Genomic DNA, 18,192 nt, shown 5'->3' on the forward strand with positions numbered 1-18,192 from the left:
GTATAAGGTTTTATTTATCTATTACCCCAAAGGACACGTTTGTAAACGAAAATGAATGTTCTCAGGTGCTGGGGTAGTCATTTCTCATTATACCGAAATTTTTTTACCGTGAAAGTCGATTTATGAAAACTTAGTAAAAAAATGGACGTTTAAAAAACGAAATGATCGTTAACATATATATTAGAACGAAAGAATATGAAACTTATCATAAAGGAGACGATAAACATGGCTGATAAAGTATTTACAACAAAAGCAACGGCAAACGGTGGAAGAGAAGGACATGTAAAATCTGATAATGGTGTTGTTGACGTAGACCTCACAATGCCAAGTGGCGACGACATTCCATCTGACGCTTCTAATCCGGAACAACTATTTGCATCTGGTTACGCAGCTTGTTTTGATGGAGCGTTCAATTTGATGGCAAGTAAAAATAACGAAGAGGTTGAATCTGAAACAGAAGCGGCCGTAAGTTTACTTAAAGATCCAAACGATAACGGCTTTCAATTGGGTGTGCAGCTGAACGTAGAGGTAAAAGGCGTAGATCAATCTAAAGCTGAAGAATTGGTGGAAAAAGCTCATGATTTCTGCCCTTATTCAAAAGCTACGCGAGGAAACGTAGATGTATCCTTAAACGTAACAGCGAAATAAAAAAGAAAGTGCCCGATCCCAGGACGGGTCGGGTACCTTCCTTTCCTGCTATGATCCTCATTTTCCCACATTCTCCTTCACATCCGGAAAACTTTCCTAAAAGAGCTGCTAACCTTCAGTAATAACTGATGAAATGCAAATAGGCTTCCTGTGACATTGGTAAGTAGCGATACAGTGTATATAATGATAAAATACTTATAGAGGGTGTTTAAAAAGTCCGGGAAATTTGAACATCTTATAGGCATTGCATACCTAAAAATGAGTGAGGGAGGTTTTCATCATTAATGTAGGCAATATATTAAAAGAATCGGTTTGGCTGCTTGAGTCCTTACGGTTAAATTCGGTTCGAAAACCGAATATAGAATGTAATATATGTAAAAAAAACATCCAAAATAAATATCTAAAACTAGGTACCCGGAGAGGATGTTACTACTGTTTATTGAAATTTTTAAACCATACCAAGTTTGACAGCTACCGGGGAAAAGTAAAAAATAATTCGGATGATCCCGGTGTTGATACGGTTCAGTTGATGGCTGACCTTCGTTTTATTATACAAAAGCGGTCCATAGCTGGACTGGTGCGCGATGAACGTAATAAAGAGGATGATGAAAATGTGCAAAAACTCGTGGAAGAGTACAAGCGCGAAGGATAAAGGCAGCACACGGCTCTGTAAAAAGACGTGTGTTTTTTTCGATGAGGAAAGACCTTAACTTTTACTATTTGAGCCCCAGCGTTTCGACCATTCATAGAACGCAGGTATGACATATTAAAAGAATGTATGTAGCTGTGCATAGGAAGAGGGAAGTACTTCATGGTAACAAAGCAAGTTGAGGATTATTTATATAATCATTCGTTTCCCATCACGGTCCAACGAGGAAAAAAGTATTATGATGAAGGGAAGATCAGAAGACTTTCGCAAAAGGGAAAAGGTGAATGGAGAGCAGTGGCCGTTGGATCAGAAGCAAATATCTATCATGTTCAATTAACAGTTCATGAAAGGGACGGCGTACCTTTGGACTATCATTGCTCGTGCCAAGCTTTTGCTGCCTACCCTGGTTTGTGTAAACATCTGGTAGGTACGATATATGAATGGGCAGAGCATGCTGAGACCGTTTCTCAATCTTCGCATATTCAACCACCACAGGCTTCACACAGGGACACGGCTAAAGTAAACCGCTTCATTCAATCTTTTGCAGATTTGTACGAAGAATACAAAGAAGAATTACTCGAACGTGAAACTCTTCAAGTAGAGTATTTTATTCATATACGACCTGCAGGTTTTTTTGCAAACAGTGGGTTTGTAGAATTAGAGATGAAATTAGGCGGGAACCGCACATACGTCGTCAAAGATATTGATGAATGGCTCAACGCTTATGAACAGAAAAGAAGCCTTACATTCACGAAAAATTTTACGTACGATCCGCTCGAGCATAGATTAACGCCGGAAGATGAGAAAATCATGTCTTTTCTTGGGGATCTTAAAAATATGCGTCAGGAGCCCCGTTATCGCTACTCTGGATCGAAAGAAAGGACGAAGTATATCCCTGGCCCTTCCCTTCGTCCCCTGTTGGAGCTTCTTCAATATACAAATGTCCAGATGGTGAAAAATTCAGATGAAGAACATCATAAAGGGATTGAAGTTCGCGATCGAGATTTCCCTCTTCACTTCCGTTTACAAGCAAAAGAACAGCACTATGAGTTGGATTGGGAGAATGGATCAGAGGTCCGTTACCTCGGTGAAGATTACCGGGCGTTTGTAATTGAACATACGTTCTATATGATGAATGAGCAAGAGCAGAATATTTTTTCGCGTCTATACAAACGGATGAAACGGGAAAATGATACGCTCGTGATTCCTAAAGATTCATTTGAGATGTTTTGTTCTTATGTGTTACCGCAAGTAAATCAACTAGCGGAAGTAAAAATCAAAGAGGAAGTAAAAGAAGAGCTAACCATCGATTCATTACGTGCTTCCCTCTACGTGGAGGAACAAGAAGGTAAATTGCTGGCAAGGACTATTTTTTCTTACGGAAGGAATCAGGTCGATCCGTATAGTGATCAGCACCTAGAAGGGCACGACAGTTATGTGATGCGTGATATCAAAAAAGAAAATGAAGTGATGGCACGAATCGAACGCATACCTTTCACGTATAATGAACAGGGCTTGATGTTAAAGGATGAGGCGGATATTGCTGCCTTCCTGATGGAGGACCTGCAGGATTTATCGAAGGTTATGGATGTGTATTTAACCGATGCAGTCCAAAGCTTTGTTTTTTCACCTAAGGATTCTCCTTCTTTAGATATTGCTGTTAATCAGAGTATGAACTGGCTCGATATCAATTTTCAGTTTGCTGAGCTGGGTCAAGAAGAGGCAGAAGCACTATTACAGGCGATGCTAGAACGGCGGTCTTATCATCGATTGCAGTCAGGTGCGTTTATAAACTTACAAGAGGATGTTTATCAAGGGATCAGTTCAACGCTTGAGAAAATAACCCCGCCGGGAACAACACCGACACAAGAGATGACAGCACCATTATATAAAGCTTTTCAACTTGAAGAAGATCAAACATCGGTTACATTTACAGAGCGTTTAGAGAAACTGGTTGAAGATATATCGAACCCTGAAAACTTGGAAGTTACTCCGCCGGCACACCTTGAAGGTACACTACGTGAATACCAGAAAACGGGTTTTCGTTGGCTAACGTCCCTTGCCCATTATGGATTCGGAGGAATTTTGGCTGACGAGATGGGGCTCGGAAAGACCATTCAGGCAATTTCTGTTATCGCTCATGAAGTTGAACGTAACCCCCAAACTGAAACATTGGTCGTTGCTCCAGCTTCATTGATTTACAATTGGAAAAAAGAACTGGAGCTTTATGCACCTGAGTTAAAAGTGGCGGTCATTCACGGGACGAAAACCGAAAGAGAAGGTGCCTTAGCACAAGAAGCGCATGTTTTTATTACTTCTTATCCTTCTTTACAGCGTGATGAAGCCATGTATTTCGGACGCATGTTCAACACATTGATTGTCGATGAAGCGCAATACCTAAAGAATGATCGTGCCAAAACGACACGGGCTGTTCAATCTGTACAGAAGAAACACGCTTTTGCGCTTAGCGGAACACCTGTAGAGAATCGCAGTGATGAACTTTTCTCATTATTTTCAGTAGTGATGCCTGATTTGTTCCCGGTTAAACGCAAGTTCAAGCAATTGAGCAATGACGATATTTCCAAAAGGGTGCAGCCATTTATTATGCGTAGGTTAAAGACGCAAGTGCTGGAGGAACTTCCGGAGAAGCAGGAAAATGTTCAATATACGGAACTGACACAGATGCAAAAACAGCTGTATGTAGCGCAAGTGGAACAGATTTCCAATGAATTGCAGGCATCGGTTCGTGAGCGCACCTTTTCACAAAACCGCTTTCAAATTCTCGCAGGCCTTACGCGTTTGCGCCAAATTTGCTGTCATCCGCAACTTGTTATGGATGATGCCAAGCCGGATAGCTCAGGAAAACTGGAATTTTTGAGTGAATACGTTCGTTCCGGTCTTGTGGCCGGGAGGAGAATGGTGATTTTCTCACAATTTACATCGATGCTTTCGATTATTCGAGAACATTTCGATGAGCAAGGTTGGGAATATTATTATCTTGATGGTGGAACGCCTGTATCTGACAGGTTAAAAATTGCTGATGCCTTTAACGCTGGAGAGAAGAATTTATTTCTTATATCTTTACGGGCAGGAGGGACTGGCCTAAATCTTACAGGCGGGGATACGGTTATTCTTTATGATTTATGGTGGAACCCTGCGGTTGAACAACAGGCTGCCGATCGTGTCCACCGTTTTGGACAGAAGAAGCAAGTTCAGATTGTCCGGCTTGTGACCTCAGGGACCATTGAAGAAAAAATCATAGCTCTTCAGGAAGAGAAAAAAACACTTGTGGATGATCTCATTCAACCAGGAGAAACGTTACTAGAAACGTTGCAACCCGAAGATATTCAATCATTGCTCGATACGAGTATGATTGAACAGGAAGGCTAGTCACGGGTGCGATACTCGTGACCACAGCCTTAAGAAGTTGTTGTTTAAAAACCGAAGGAAAACTTCATTGAAGAAGAAAGAAAATTTTTTCATTGCAAAACGAAAGGGTCCCTTATTGTCTGCTCGCCAGAAAAGATCTTGTGCAAGGGTTAAGTCTTCTTGAACTCCAAATTTCTTTTTTGGATTTTTTGAGGTGGAATGAAATAAAATCGTTTACATATTTAAGAAAAAGGGAAATTTTTAACAGCACATTATAATATCATAATAGAGCATGTTCAAAAAGAAGGATAAAAACTAACATGACGCTTCACTGAGCATGATATGCCAGGGTTAATGTCACAATTCTTCACGGAAAAACGCCGGGTAGGCCGAGGAGACGCGGTTTCGGGCATCCTGTTTGTAATCACGAAAGCTTTTGAACATCCTCTAATAGTGATGAAGAGGAGGGAGAGGTGAGTGAATGGCTAAGTTGATGGCGACGATTTTGATACTATTGAGTACCTTGATTCCACTGATGGGTTGTTTCGATACTTCTGGTGATGAAGTAGAGGGAGAATTAGAAGGGCCAGACTCTGAAGAAGCGCAAAGAACAGAGGAGGGCGCTGAACAAGAAGAGAAACACGCACGTGATCATGGGGACCTTGAATCATTTGTATTTAGTTTTTTGGAAGCCATCAATCGAGGCGATGAAAATGAAGTTGAGCTTATGGTTCGTTTTGAGAATGGTGAGGAAGAAAGCCCAGCTGATTCTGTTATCGCTGAATTTGTAAATTTTAGCATGGATACGGCCAATGTACATGTTTTGGAAGGGGAACAGGCACGAGCAACCACTTCGAAGTATTTTGATGACATGGAGCAATATGAAGCAGAAATTGTAAGTATCCTTATTGCAGGTAGATATGAGGGAGACGGTGCAGAGAAGTATGGAAACAGCAGTATGATGATCCGTAATGATCTATTAGTTCGGGAACAGGAAGACAATTGGGAGGTCGTCGGCAGTTTCACCCATACCCCGTTATCCGTAGAACAGATAGCCGCGAATCAGGGAGGGTTATTGTTTACTCCAGAAGCATTTATTTCAGAATACTACAACCAACTAGAAAATAAAGAACATGACGAACTATTCAACAAATTTTCAGATACATATCACACATATCAAGAAGATGGATTGCAAACGGATGCTGAAAAGTTCGTGGAAAAATTAACGAAGAGGGAAACGGAATTACAGGATATACGGGTCATCATGGGGGATTTATATAATGAAGAAATTCAAGAAGTCATACCAGAACTTCTACCCTATACAACCGAAAAAGATGATTATATTGTTCGTGTTCAATATCGATTGAACCAAGGGGGCCCACCATATACAGAAGATATACTGGTTTCTGAGATCAATGGCGAGTGGCAAATATCCACGATCCACCGTTATGATTAAAAGATTCCTATAGAATAGCGTGGGGAGAAAGTATGAACATAAAAGAGCTTGATCAAAAAAGAGCCGAGGAGGTCGAGAGGATGCAGCTTCGAGCATCCTGCTGTAGCCACGAAGGCACTTCTCACGAAGGGAAAAGTGGGTTTCTTTCCGAGAAGAGGAACGTAAGCTGGCATCGCATTAATTCTTGCTCTCACCGGTCATTTTAGCCCATTTGTTCATCCAGCCGTATTTTCGTTAGGATTCATTGTGTTGCTGTTCTATATAGATGAATCTAAAGGATTTCAAGCATATCTGTCGAACCTTTTTTAAGTTAAGAGGCAGATCGCAAAAGAAAGTCACAATCCAAAAGAAAGATCTAGATCCAGCCATTCATGGGGTTGGGGAGTGATAAGTATGACCAAGAAACAAAGTGTTGCTTTGATCAAAATTTGGTGATCAACAAAATCTGAGTACTATATAAGTGGTAAAAAAGGATTTTAAGTCATTCAATTCGCAGTCTTATAGGGAACCCTAATCTGTTTTCCTGGAGGATTAACGCTCGGACTATCTCCGGGTCGACCTACAAATAAGTATACATCAATGGAGGGGATATACTATGAATATGGTTTGTGAGTCTGAGGAAATGAGTGTCTATTTACTTGACTCCAATGAGGTTAACTACTCTCAATCGATCATTCAGGATAAAATTGCTGAACTTTTTGATCGTTCTCAAACAGAAGTAGAGAAAGCCAAGATTGCTTATGAATTCGTCAGAGATGAAATCCATCATTCATGGGATATTCAAGGAACCAGGGTGACTTGTGAAGCTTCAGATACCTTGGCTTATAAAGAAGGGATTTGTTATGCAAAATCCCATTTACTTGCTGCTTTATTACGTTCGCAAAATATCCCAACGGGATTTTGTTATCAACGCTTAATGCTCTTTGATACACCGGAAAAGGGTTATTGTATCCATGCTCTAAATGCCATTTTTCTAAAAATGCTTAATAAATGGATTCGAGTAGATGCTCGTGGAAATAAAAAAGGGATTGATGCTCAATTTTCAACTACTAAAGAATTGTTAGCTTTTAGGACAGATGAAGATAAAGACGAAAAAGATTACCCGCTCATTTACGCAAAACCACACCCAGAAACACTTGCCGTTTTAAAAGAGCATACAGATGCGGTCGAAATGTATAAGCATCATTTGCCAGAATATTTATAGATGTTCTGTTAATGGGTGCAACAATGTAATAAATGCGCCCGATCTTTTGGAAATTCCATATTGTGGAATAAGATAGCAGTTTGAAGAATGAAGGGAAACTGTCAATTATGAAAGTCATTTATAAAATAACGTATCCAAATGACAAAATTCATATTGGGAAAGATCTCACAGATAGTATTAATTATTTTGGGAGCGCGAGTAACAAATTAATTGAAAAAGACTTTACAAGAGAAGAGCGAAAGGACTTCACAATCAAAAAGAAAATATTGTGGGAGTCAGGAAACGCTACGGATAAGGAAGTCAACCAAAAGGAGATAAAGTATATAAGGTATTATAAATCAAACGATCCCAGTATAGGATATAATCAATGGCCAAAATTCAAACAAAAATAGGTGATCCGTATTACATAAAAGGAGCGTTTTTTACAATCATAGCTATGGGGTCCTCCCCTTCGGTCTGCTCATTATGCGATGGCGATGGCAAGAATCCAAACATTGATCAATACCGCCCAGTGCCATTTTGTGGTGGATATTGATATCAAAAGTTTCTTTGACCATATTAACCATACGTTACTCATTAAGCAACTATGGAATATGGGCGTGCGAGATCGAACAGTCTTGGTGTGCATTTCGGAAATGCTCAAAGCGGAAATTGACGGAGAAGGTAAACCCACCCGAGGCGTACAGCAAGGCAGTTATGCGAATCTTTGCATAAGGGAGAGCCCTAAGTCCATTAATTTCCAGTATTCACCTACATTAGTTGGATGATTTGATGAAGGAACGCGGGCATCACATCGTTCGGTCTGCGGATGATTTCGTCATTATAGGGCGCAAATCTGAGCGCGAGAATGGTCTTACGGATAAAATCCATTATAGAGTTGGCTGAAATGGTCATATATTTTGCGAATCGTTGCCGTCCCCCAATAGGTTTGTTCAAAATGATTAGATATGGTTTCAACCAATTCTCCTACTTGAACAGCTACGGTTTCCATGTCTTCTTGTAATTCATCGAGAACAAACAATTCCATAACACCAATAACAAGGGGTTATTCAGCAACCCCTAATAAAGCTTGGACACTTTTTCCATAAAAATAGAAGAACGATGTTTCATTCGAATTTACTAAAAGCAGTGTGCCCAACGGTAGGGGTACATTGCTTTTTGCTTTTTAAAAGGCCCTCAATCCAATTCGTGCTTTGTAGCCCTTCCTATAAATTAAAAAGAACAGGATATTCGTTGACTCATTCTAACTAAACGATTTTCTCAATAAGCATTGACGCAGCGGTTAAAGGTGATATAATCATAATTGGTATAGTTGATAATGATTTTCATTTGCGTTGAATAGTTCGTTCGCAACAGCTAACCTTACCCTTGAAGAGGAGGGGGGGCGGACAAAGGGCTGCTGCCATTTTGAACCATTATGAAAATAAAATACTTATTGCCGCTACTCATTATACTATCGATTTCATCTTTATTCGTCGGTGTACAAGAGATTTCCCCATTAGACATTTTTAATCTCAACGACGAACAGGTTCAGACCATTCTTATCAGTCGGGTCCCACGATTGATCAGTATCATCATTGTTGGTGTAAGCTTGAGTGTATGTGGATTGATTATGCAGCAGCTCACCCAGAACAAATTCGTCTCTCCAACGACTGCGGGGACGATGGATTGGGCGCGCCTTGGAATTCTTGTGGCTATCCTCGTTTTTTCGCAGGCGAGTACGTTAGAGCGTATGTTTGTTGCTTTCTTATTTGCACTCGGTGGTACATTTCTATTTATGAAAATCCTGGAGCGGATCCGGTATAAAAACGTGATTTTTGTCCCGCTTGTAGGCTTGATGTTAGGGAGTGTTGTTGAGGCCATTACAACGTTTTATGCCTATCAATACGATCTGATGCAAAGCTTATCTTCTTGGATGCAAGGGAGCTTTTCACTCGTAGTTAGAGGGAATTATGAAATTTTATATATCGGTCTACCGCTTGTTATTATTGCTTTTTTGTTTGCCAATCGCTTTACAGTTGCTGGTATGGGCAGAGACTTTTCAGCAAATCTAGGCTTAAATTATCAACGAGTCATGAATACTGGACTGTTCATTGTGGCTATCATTACTGCAACCATCGTGGTGACGATTGGATCGATTCCCTTCTTGGGGCTTATTATTCCAAACATCGTATCGATCATGGTCGGCGATAATCTCAAGAATACCCTTCCGCACACCGCTTTATTCGGAGCGATATTCTTATTAGCTTGTGATATATTAGGTCGAATTGTGATCTATCCTTATGAGATCCCAATCGGACTGATGGTGGGTATCATCGGAAGTGCCATCTTTCTCTATCTTCTCTTAAGGAGAAACTCTCATGCAGCCTAGATGGATATTTACATTACTTATTGCAGCCTCAGTTGGATTGACCGTCACGTTTATGTTTATAGGCCTTACCCCGGAGGGGTGGGATTACGCACTTCCGAGGAGAGGGCGGAGTGTTGTTGCGATCATCATTGTTGGTGGTTCCATTGCATTTTCGACAATGATTTTTCAAACCATCACCAATAACCGCATATTAACACCAAGCATTATTGGCCTTGATAATCTTTATATACTCGTACAAACAACATTGATTTTCATTTTTGGTACGGCTGGGCTTGTTACTTTCAGTCAGGAAGCGAACTTTCTCGTGTCCATTGTTTTTATGGTGTTGTTTGCACTGTTACTTTACGTATTATTATTTAGGGGCGGGCAACAAGATTTGTACTTTCTTCTGCTCGTCGGGATCGTTTTTGGCACGTTGTTTTCAAGTTTTTCTACATTTATGCAAGTACTTATTGATCCGAATGAGTATTTATCGGTTCAAAACCAGATGTTTGCAAGCTTTAGTAATATTAATGTAGATTTGTTATGGATGGCAATTGTTATTGTCATACTTACGCTGATTTATGTATGGCCATATCTGAAATATCTTGATGCGCTTTCACTTGGGAGAGACCAGGCTATTAACCTTGGTATCCCTTATGATCGTGTCATTCGCAGATTTCTGATTGTGATCGCTATTTTAGTATCGGTATCAACGTCCCTTGTTGGTCCGATTATGTTCCTTGGTCTGCTCGTTGTAAATGTGGCACGTGAACTCGTGGTATCATTTAAACATACACAACTGATCGGCGCCTCCGTTCTTGTCAGCATCGTTATGCTCATTGGTGGAACCCTGGTGGTTGAACGAGTGTTTGAATATGCTGCACCGCTAAGTGTAATCATCAACTTTATTGGGGGCACTTACTTTATTTATCTACTCTTAAGGGGGACAAAACGCTAATGGCTATGAAAATGTTGGAAGTTGAGCAACCCGCCGTCCAAACGGAATCTGTCCTTGAAGCAAATAACCTAACAAAAATTTACGATGGAAAAACAGTCGTTGATGATGTATCGGTATCGGTGAAGAAAGGGACAATTACTTCTTTCATTGGACCAAACGGGGCAGGGAAAAGTACGCTTATCTCAATGATCAGCCGCCTGATTAAAAAAGATGAGGGGAAGGTATTTTTCGAAGGAAAAGAAATCGATAACTATAAAAGCAATGAACTTGCTAAAAAAGTATCGATCTTAAAACAATCCAACAATATTAATATTCGTTTAACGATTCGAGAGCTCGTTAGCTTTGGACGTTTTCCTTATTCACAAAATCGGCTTACGAAAGAAGATTGGTCATTTGTGGATGATGCCATTGATTATATGTCTTTACGTGATATTCAAGATAAATATTTAGATCAATTAAGTGGTGGACAGCGGCAAAGAGCCTACATTGCAATGGTTCTTGCCCAAGATACTGATTATATTATTTTAGATGAACCATTGAATAACCTGGATATGAAGCATTCTGTACAGATTATGAAAACGTTAAGAAGTCTCGTTGATGATTTGGGTAAGACGATTATGATCGTTGTTCATGACATTAACTTTGCCTCCTGTTACTCCGATGATATCGTCGCTATGAAAGATGGGCGCGTTGTGGAAAAAGGGCGTTGCCACGAAATCATTAATCCAACATCACTGCGCAATATTTATGACATGGATATCGATATTGAAGAAGTGAACTGCAATAGAATTTGTGTTTACTTTACTTAGACGTAAGAGAACATGGAAACCCTAGGTGAAATCATTGCAGCCGCTATCTTGAAGACCTTCAACAAAAAACCGCTGAGTAGACTGACATCGTGAAATGAGACAGAAATCAAACACCCTCTTAGGCTGCTTTTACCATAATCAATTGGTGAAAGGTAGCCTATTTTTTCTTGAATTCTTTCTTTATTATAATCTTTTAAATATTGTTAAACTCGTATGTTACCTTCGTTGTTGCTTAAAGAATGAAACCTGGTAAGGCAAATTCCTCAGATTTCAAATTAGAATGGCTTCACTACTGACCATTTTACTTCATTTGAATACACGTTTTTGCCCATGCAAAAACACCTCCGCTAAAGTACTTATAGTTATTGTACCATTTCGAAGGTGTTTTATATTGTCTCAAAATTTTAGGTTAGTCTAGAGCTCTTTATGGAACTTGGGGTTTTTATCTGGGAGCTATAAAGTAAAAGAGGAGAGTAATTTACTCGTTTTCCTCTCGTTGTTTTGTGACGAGGTTAAGTCTTTTCCCAACCCCATACGCTGTATATACGCCAAGAATGGCCATGCTTGCCCAAATCCAGGCGTGAAGACTGAACGAAGCGATTCCGCTAAAATAAGCGCCAACATTTGCGCCGAAGGATAAAGTAGCGCCATACCCCATAAGCAAACCACCTCCCAGTGCGATAAAAGCGAGATAGATTGGGATTTTGGAAAATCGAATGAGCCCTCCAAGCGTTAAAGTAAGAAAGGTTCCTATGATTACGCCAAAATTTAGCACGCTTGTCGAATCCATGATGATCGGTTGTTGCAGAGCGATAAGCCGTTCTTCTGCTGCCCAATACTCCCAATGGATCACATCTATACCAACGTTCATTAATAGCTTTGATCCCCACAGTGTAAAGGCAGCTGTTAGCTTCCAAGGTTCTCCTTGAAGAATAAAGACGATGGCATTCAGGAAAGCGAGAACCGTGGCTCCCACCCAAAGCGGCCAGGTACCAAAGAAGATCCTTCTCCAGCCTGCAGCAGAGGGTAGAGGAGGGAGTAATGGTGGTCGTTTTCTTTTTTTATATAGGTAAGAGATCACAACAATGAAGGCAAATATCGCAACTTGTACCACCCAAGCACCGATATAACCGAGGCCGGTATCGGTGGCAAGGGAAATTTCAGAGATTTCCGGAAGCGTTTCATTCCAGAAACCGAAATGATACGCTCCGAGTACAGAGCCTGCTAGGAAACCAAGAAGTGTACAGATCATGGCAGATCGTCCCCCTTTTGCTTGATATAAAGAGGCGGGGGCGAGGCCACTTCCCATTTCCATTCCAAATCCGAAAGTAAAAGCTCCAACAACTAAGCCGATGCTGATCGGTGAAAGCGCTGCTGAAGGCATAGAACCGAACGCTCCTATATCAAACATCAAAATAGGAGCAAAAAACGTAGCGGCAATTCCTAACATGAACATGTGCGCACGTAGCATTTCTGTGTTCCCGCTCTCAACAATTTGACGATAAACGGAGGCGAAACCAAAGCGGGCATGAAATAATGTAAACCCTATGAGTATCCCTGTCCAAAGTATAAAAACGAATTCTAAACCGGAAGCTTGATAGGCAAAATAAGTCAAGGTGATTGCCGCAGCCACTCCTAAAAGGGTTAATAAATTTTGAGGATCCCGTAGCTTGGGGGCCGCTGAACCGTAGGGCTGGTCCTTGTTTTGTGCCATGTAAACACCTCTTCTGTAAATGTCTCAAAAATATTTGCGTTGATGAAAGCATTTTCAACCGAATTCCTTAGCCGTAGTGCTAAATCTCCGTTCTGTGTGTTGAATTCTCGGGTGATGAAACCGAAATATTGACTCCTCCCCCTGAAAAGGAGGAAAGATAGAACATTCACGGGATTTTTATTATGGATCAGCCAACGTTCTTTATGTATATCGCATCTTTCCCTTGATAGACATTTTACCCGCTCGATGAAGAGACCAAAACGTTTAAAATATGATGGCATTGTGGTCGTATGTTAAGATATAGCAGACAGTGATGGAAGGAGGACATTGATGAGTCTTCTAGTTGCAAATAACCTCAAAAAAACTTACGGGGAAAAAACATTATTGGATGATGTCTCTTTTACCATCGAACCCAAACAACGGATTGGATTAATCGGAGCAAATGGAACGGGAAAGTCAACGCTGCTTCGCGCCTTAAACGAAACGGAAGGTACCGAAAAGGGGACGATTCGGCACGCGAAGGATTTTAGTATAGCTTTTGTTGATCAAGAGCCGCAGTTACGAAAGGATCAAAGCGTTCTTACGACTGTTTACGAAGGAGAAGCGCCAATGATGCGTACGCTCCATCGTTATGATCAAACCCTTCGACGCTATCAACAGAACCCAACGGATTCACATATGGAGAACCAACTGTATAAAGCTCAGGCAGACATGGATGCTTTCGGCGCCTGGGAAGCAGAGACGCAGGCGAAAACGGTCCTTACCCAATTAGGAATAACGGATCACGAGGCACTGGTGGGGGAGCTTTCCGGTGGTCAGCAAAAACGTGTTGCACTTGCAAAGGCACTGATCCAACCTGCCGATTTATTAATTCTTGATGAGCCTACGAATCATCTTGATGCGGCTTCGATCGCATGGCTTGAGTCATTTTTGTCCAATTATAAAGGGGCGCTACTGCTTGTCACTCACGACCGTTACTTTTTAAATCGAGTAACTGATTCGATTTTTGAACTGGAAAATGGTAAACTTTATTATTATGAAGGGAATTATGAAGCGTACTTAGTCAAACGAGCGGAACGTATCGAACAAGCCGAGCAGGAAGAGGAAAAGCGACAAAACACATTGAAGAGAGAACTGGCTTGGTTAAAACGTATGCCGAAGGCGCGAGGGACGAAACAAAAAGCACGGGTTGACCGTGTAGAAGCCTTGAATGCAGAGACGCCTGAACAGAAACAGGGAACGTTGAATTTCGTTTCAGATACGAAACGGCTCGGGAAAAAAGTCATAGAAGTGACAGATATATCGAAGTGGTTTTCAAATAAAAAAATCTTGGAAGACGTGAGTACGCGCATTGATCGAGGAGACCGTGTAGGCATTACAGGTGAAAACGGAACGGGGAAGAGCACGTTCCTTCATATCCTGGCAGGAAGGCTTCAACCGGACATGGGAGATGTAGAGATTGGAGAAACGGTCCGAATCGGATACTTCACCCAGGGAGAAGCAGATATCGATGATTCGTTACGTGTTCTTGAATACATTCGAGAAGGTGCTGAAGTCATTACGACGAAAGAAGGCGTGACCATTACAGCTGAGCAAATGTTGGAGTACTTTCTTTTTCCCCGCGCCCAGCAATGGACATACATCAGCCGGCTTTCCGGGGGTGAGCGCCGTCGTTTATATTTACTCCGAATCTTAATGGAAGAGCCGAATGTATTGTTTTTAGACGAACCGACGAACAACCTGGATATCCCAACGCTCAGGTTACTTGAAGAATACTTGACACACTTTCCCGGTGCAGTAGTGACCGTTTCCCACGACCGATATTTTCTTGATCGGGTGGCTCACCGTCTGCTTATTTTTGAATCTGAAGGCAAAATTGAACGCTTTGATGGTTACTTTGAAGATTATTTAGAAAGAAGAGAAGCACGTCAGAGGGAAGCTTCCCATAGCAAAACGACGAGCAAGAATTTCACAGCTGAATCCGAGCAACGTCCGAGAAAAAAAGTTTCGTATAAAGATCAACAAGATTGGAAAACGATTGAGGATACCATTGCCAACCTTGAACAACAGCAAACGGAATTGGCTAAAGAAATGGAACAAGCTGGCAGTGATTCTGTACGCATTCAAGAACTGTTACAGGAACAAGAAAATGTAGCGGCAAAATTGGATGAGGCGATGGATCGTTGGGCAGAACTTGCAGCGATCATGGAAGAAGAATAATAAATGGAGGTTTTAATGGTGGTAAAAACAGGACATATTGAGCTTGAAAATGGTGAAAAACTTACCTTTGAATTGTATCCGGACGAAGCTCCGAAAACAGTGGCAAATTTTGAGAAGCTCGCAAACGAAGGTTTTTATAACGGACTGACATTTCACCGCGTGATTCCTGGATTTGTCTCTCAAGGGGGATGTCCAAAAGGAAATGGTACAGGGTCTGCCGGATATACCATTCCTTGTGAAACAGAAGGTAATCCTCATCAGCATGAGAAGGGATCCCTCTCCATGGCCCATGCCGGGAAGGATACGGGCAGCTCGCAATTTTTTATCGTGCACGAATCGCAGCCTCATTTAGATGGGGTGCATACCGTGTTCGGGAAAGTTACAGAAAACGCCGAACTTGCCCGGGAGATGAAAGTCGGCGATGTCATGAAAACGATCGTCGTACAATAATTTCAAGAAATATCCGTACTGGCTGTGGTGCGGGTATTTTTTTGTAGTTATGAATTTACCAAGCCATGCATATTCTCCAAATTTTTTTATTGCAGCATTAGTGATTTTTGTGGTATGTTGTTATGAAAAGCAAAGGAGGGAGTGCTATGCAACGACTGACTTTGTCAAAGATTTATGAACATCCAATTGCGAAAAAGTATGTCGCAAGAGCTGGCTTGGATCATGCGATTGCGACGGCATTCTCCGCGTATGATTTTGCTTTGCGAGAAGGTGTCGATGTCGATCTTGCGACAAAGGCTGCATTTTTGCATGATATCGGTCATTATACTTGGTATCGAAACGGAGAATGGGATTTTAACTTATATGCCGAAAATGATATTCATGCCATCAAAGGCGCAGAACGTGCGCATAAACTTTTGATTCGTCTTGGAGAAGACCGAAAATCAGCGAAAGAAATTGCACTCGCAATTCTATTACACACAGATTCCTATTTGCCGCAAGGTCATCTCCATCTTGATCCGCTGCAGCAAGTCGTGGCGCTTGCTGATCAGGAGAATGAAGAACCGGATGGAATGCATCATTATCATCATATTTCGGAAGAACGTGCGGTTTTACGCTTGCAACAGCTAGATCGACGTGTAGAAGAGTCAAAAACCTTACAATTGGATAAAAAGTCAAGTTAACCCGAAAAGCCGAATCCTCGTTTTTCGGGTTTTTAATATGTCATTAAGAAGAATCCCTGGTTTTCGTTTTTTTCTTATCCTCACGTAAAGCTTTCAATAAGGAGTAAACCATTAGTAACATCACAACCGAAAAAGGAAATGCAGCTACGATCATGGTGTTCTCTACAGCTTGGAGGCCGCCGGAATATAAAAGTACAGATGCTATGGCTGAAAGTAAGATTCCCCATATAAACTTGACTCTTCGGGCAGGATTCGTCGAGCCATTGGTTGTCTGCATCCCGAGTACAAATGTTGCTGAATCTCCCGATGTAATAAAGAAAATAGCAATAAGCACAATTGATAAGATCGACGTAACAGTGGCAAAGGGGAAGTGGCTCAATAAACCAAATAGCATTTCTTCCGTTGCTAATGATGAGATGTCTGCCCCTTGCTGGTCTTCTAGAAAAATCGAAGAACCTCCAAGGAAAGAGAACCAGATAAAACCAGCAACCGAAGGAACGAGGAGTACACCAATTGTAAATTGGCGCAATGTACGTCCTTTTGAGACACGGGCGATGAAGGTACCTACATATGGCGACCAGGCCATCCACCAGGCCCAATAGAAAATGGTCCAATCATCGATCCACTCTCTTGCATCTGCATCGGTAGGTGCGATACGAAAACTCATTTCCGGCAGGGTCTGTATATATTTACCAATGGTGTCCGTAAAAATGTTTAAAGCGTAAAGAGTCGGCCCCACTATTATTACAAATAGTAGTAATACAGCGGCAAGGGTTAAATTTGTGTTACTTAAATAACGAATCCCTTTTTGAAGTCCAGTTGCAGTTGATATGAGGTAGAGAACGGTAATGACAGCGATGATTCCTAATTGAAATAGGAAACTTTCGCCGATCCCCATTAAGAAAGAGATTCCCCCGTTGATTTGGGTAGCTCCGAACCCTAATGTGGTGGCAATTCCAGTAACGGTAGCAACAACCGCGACCACATCAATGACTTTGCCTAAAGCTCCATCCATATTAAAAAGGGGAGAAAGCGTGGAGCTAATCGTTCCTGGCGCTTCTTTTCGAAACTTGAAATAAGCCAGGCAAATGGCAACGATAGCGTAAATGCCCCAAGCATGTAACCCCCAATGAAAAAACACAAATCTCATGGATTCAAGAATCGCCTCATCGCTGCCGGTTTCGGCTGTTGGCGAATCGATCGCATAGTGAGAGATAGGCTCAGCCGCACCCCAGAAGACAAGCCCTGTCCCCATACCAGCACTAAATAGCAATGCAAACCAGGAAGGTAAAGTAAACTCAGGTGTGTCATCAGGCTTACCAAGCTTAATTTTTCCGTGAGGACTGATTATAAAAAAGAGACAAACAATCACAAAGAGGGTCACAATGATTAAATAATACCAACCAAAGATCGTTGAAATCATAGTTTGAGCTTGTTCAGTTATTCCCTCGAGAAAATCAGGGAAGAAGACTCCGACAGTAACTAATGCTAAAATGATACCTGCGGACCAGTAGAAGACGGCGCCGATTCTATTGGGCATGTTCTCGACCTCTTTTCGAATAAGACTCTTTCTTTTATCATCTGTAAATAACGTCAAATCATACAAATTCTTCAACAAAGTTTGGTATCATGAGAAAAGAAGTGTTTTATGTAGCAACAAGTTTTTGCTTCGCTCTTCA

At 41.4% G+C, this 18,192-nt stretch carries 16 protein-coding genes; 13 read left to right on the top strand and 3 right to left on the bottom strand.

Annotated features, from left to right (window positions below):
• Positions 1 to 225 precede the first annotated feature (225 nt).
• From HNR44_RS01555 to HNR44_RS01585, 7 genes are all read left to right on the top strand, one after another.
• Complete coding sequence (locus tag HNR44_RS01555) at positions 226 to 648, top strand: organic hydroperoxide resistance protein (RefSeq protein WP_184402371.1); 423 nt, start codon at positions 226 to 228, stop codon at positions 646 to 648.
• A 439-nt stretch (positions 649 to 1,087) separates the two neighbouring features.
• Positions 1,088 to 1,300 carry a hypothetical protein gene (locus HNR44_RS01560; protein WP_184402372.1) on the top strand — a complete coding sequence of 71 codons (213 nt, stop codon included), beginning with the start codon at positions 1,088 to 1,090 and terminating at the stop codon, positions 1,298 to 1,300.
• Between the two features lie 159 nt (positions 1,301 to 1,459).
• A complete protein-coding gene (locus HNR44_RS01565; protein WP_184402373.1) occupies positions 1,460 to 4,687 on the top strand; it encodes a DEAD/DEAH box helicase in 3,228 nt (1,075 codons plus the stop codon).
• 460 nt (positions 4,688 to 5,147) lie between these two features.
• The gene (locus HNR44_RS01570; RefSeq protein ID WP_184402374.1) at positions 5,148 to 6,122 is read left to right on the top strand and encodes a hypothetical protein; all 975 of its coding nucleotides are present in this window, start codon (positions 5,148 to 5,150) and stop codon (positions 6,120 to 6,122) included.
• Positions 6,123 to 6,717: 595 nt separating this feature from the next.
• Positions 6,718 to 7,326, top strand: coding sequence for a transglutaminase-like domain-containing protein (locus HNR44_RS01575; protein ID WP_184402375.1), 609 nt, complete (start codon positions 6,718 to 6,720; stop codon positions 7,324 to 7,326).
• A gap of 107 nt (positions 7,327 to 7,433) precedes the next feature.
• Positions 7,434 to 7,718, top strand: a complete 285-nt coding sequence (locus tag HNR44_RS01580) for a GIY-YIG nuclease family protein (protein ID WP_184402376.1) — start codon at positions 7,434 to 7,436, stop codon at positions 7,716 to 7,718.
• An 84-nt stretch (positions 7,719 to 7,802) separates the two neighbouring features.
• Positions 7,803 to 8,093: a reverse transcriptase domain-containing protein gene (locus HNR44_RS01585; RefSeq protein ID WP_343069323.1), complete on the top strand. Its 291-nt coding sequence runs from the start codon at positions 7,803 to 7,805 to the stop codon at positions 8,091 to 8,093.
• An 86-nt stretch (positions 8,094 to 8,179) separates the two neighbouring features.
• Here the strand turns inward: HNR44_RS01585 and HNR44_RS01590 are convergent, their stop codons facing one another.
• Positions 8,180 to 8,347 (bottom strand): hypothetical protein, encoded by a 168-nt coding sequence (locus HNR44_RS01590; RefSeq protein WP_184402377.1) that lies wholly within the window; start codon positions 8,345 to 8,347, stop codon positions 8,180 to 8,182.
• Positions 8,348 to 8,743: 396 nt separating this feature from the next.
• On the opposite strand from HNR44_RS01590, the gene HNR44_RS01595 reads away from it, so the two are divergent.
• From HNR44_RS01595 to HNR44_RS01605, 3 genes are read left to right on the top strand one after another with little or no spacing between them, the layout of a single operon-like run.
• Positions 8,744 to 9,697, top strand: coding sequence for an ABC transporter permease (locus tag HNR44_RS01595; protein WP_184402378.1), 954 nt, complete (start codon positions 8,744 to 8,746; stop codon positions 9,695 to 9,697).
• Entirely contained in the window at positions 9,687 to 10,637 is a 951-nt protein-coding gene (locus HNR44_RS01600; RefSeq protein WP_184402379.1) for an iron chelate uptake ABC transporter family permease subunit, read from the top strand. Before HNR44_RS01595 ends, HNR44_RS01600 begins: the two co-directional genes overlap by 11 nt.
• Before the next feature lie 5 nt (positions 10,638 to 10,642).
• Positions 10,643 to 11,446, top strand: a complete 804-nt coding sequence (locus HNR44_RS01605) for an iron ABC transporter ATP-binding protein (protein ID WP_246407064.1) — start codon at positions 10,643 to 10,645, stop codon at positions 11,444 to 11,446.
• Between the two features lie 478 nt (positions 11,447 to 11,924).
• On the opposite strand, the gene HNR44_RS01610 is transcribed toward HNR44_RS01605, so the two are convergent.
• Positions 11,925 to 13,160, bottom strand: coding sequence for a YeeE/YedE family protein (locus tag HNR44_RS01610; RefSeq protein ID WP_184402380.1), 1,236 nt, complete (start codon positions 13,158 to 13,160; stop codon positions 11,925 to 11,927).
• Between the two features lie 330 nt (positions 13,161 to 13,490).
• Between HNR44_RS01610 and HNR44_RS01615 the strand changes: the two genes are divergently transcribed.
• The 3 genes from HNR44_RS01615 (at position 13,491) to HNR44_RS01625 (ending at position 16,513) form a co-directional block, all read left to right on the top strand.
• A complete protein-coding gene (locus tag HNR44_RS01615) occupies positions 13,491 to 15,380 on the top strand; it encodes an ABC-F family ATP-binding cassette domain-containing protein (RefSeq protein ID WP_184402381.1) in 1,890 nt (629 codons plus the stop codon).
• Positions 15,381 to 15,395: 15 nt separating this feature from the next.
• Positions 15,396 to 15,830, top strand: coding sequence for a peptidylprolyl isomerase (locus HNR44_RS01620; protein ID WP_184402382.1), 435 nt, complete (start codon positions 15,396 to 15,398; stop codon positions 15,828 to 15,830).
• Positions 15,831 to 15,976: 146 nt separating this feature from the next.
• Positions 15,977 to 16,513, top strand: coding sequence for an HD domain-containing protein (locus HNR44_RS01625; protein WP_184402383.1), 537 nt, complete (start codon positions 15,977 to 15,979; stop codon positions 16,511 to 16,513).
• A 43-nt stretch (positions 16,514 to 16,556) separates the two neighbouring features.
• Here the strand turns inward: HNR44_RS01625 and HNR44_RS01630 are convergent, their stop codons facing one another.
• Positions 16,557 to 18,053 carry a BCCT family transporter gene (locus HNR44_RS01630; RefSeq protein WP_184402384.1) on the bottom strand — a complete coding sequence of 499 codons (1,497 nt, stop codon included), beginning with the start codon at positions 18,051 to 18,053 and terminating at the stop codon, positions 16,557 to 16,559.
• Between the last annotated feature and the right edge of the window lie 139 nt (positions 18,054 to 18,192).

It is taken from the genome of Geomicrobium halophilum, from assembly GCF_014207655.1.
Lineage (GTDB): Bacteria > Bacillota > Bacilli > Bacillales > Marinococcaceae > Geomicrobium > Geomicrobium halophilum.

What these genes read in the sequence shown, in the direction of transcription:
- HNR44_RS01555 (WP_184402371.1), top strand. Translation starts at nt 226, where the DNA reads ATGGCTGATAAAGTATTTACAACAAAAGCAACGGCAAACGGTGGAAGA.
- HNR44_RS01565 (WP_184402373.1), top strand. Translation starts at nt 1,460, where the DNA reads ATGGTAACAAAGCAAGTTGAGGATTATTTATATAATCATTCGTTTCCC.
- HNR44_RS01570 (WP_184402374.1), top strand. Translation starts at nt 5,148, where the DNA reads ATGGCTAAGTTGATGGCGACGATTTTGATACTATTGAGTACCTTGATT.
- HNR44_RS01575 (WP_184402375.1), top strand. Translation starts at nt 6,718, where the DNA reads ATGAATATGGTTTGTGAGTCTGAGGAAATGAGTGTCTATTTACTTGAC.
- HNR44_RS01580 (WP_184402376.1), top strand. Translation starts at nt 7,434, where the DNA reads ATGAAAGTCATTTATAAAATAACGTATCCAAATGACAAAATTCATATT.
- HNR44_RS01585 (WP_343069323.1), top strand. Translation starts at nt 7,803, where the DNA reads ATGGCAAGAATCCAAACATTGATCAATACCGCCCAGTGCCATTTTGTG.
- HNR44_RS01595 (WP_184402378.1), top strand. Translation starts at nt 8,744, where the DNA reads ATGAAAATAAAATACTTATTGCCGCTACTCATTATACTATCGATTTCA.
- HNR44_RS01600 (WP_184402379.1), top strand. Translation starts at nt 9,687, where the DNA reads ATGCAGCCTAGATGGATATTTACATTACTTATTGCAGCCTCAGTTGGA.
- HNR44_RS01605 (WP_246407064.1), top strand. Translation starts at nt 10,643, where the DNA reads ATGAAAATGTTGGAAGTTGAGCAACCCGCCGTCCAAACGGAATCTGTC.
- HNR44_RS01610 (WP_184402380.1), bottom strand. Translation starts at nt 13,160, where the DNA reads ATGGCACAAAACAAGGACCAGCCCTACGGTTCAGCGGCCCCCAAGCTA.
- HNR44_RS01615 (WP_184402381.1), top strand. Translation starts at nt 13,491, where the DNA reads ATGAGTCTTCTAGTTGCAAATAACCTCAAAAAAACTTACGGGGAAAAA.
- HNR44_RS01620 (WP_184402382.1), top strand. Translation starts at nt 15,396, where the DNA reads ATGGTGGTAAAAACAGGACATATTGAGCTTGAAAATGGTGAAAAACTT.
- HNR44_RS01625 (WP_184402383.1), top strand. Translation starts at nt 15,977, where the DNA reads ATGCAACGACTGACTTTGTCAAAGATTTATGAACATCCAATTGCGAAA.
- HNR44_RS01630 (WP_184402384.1), bottom strand. Translation starts at nt 18,053, where the DNA reads ATGCCCAATAGAATCGGCGCCGTCTTCTACTGGTCCGCAGGTATCATT.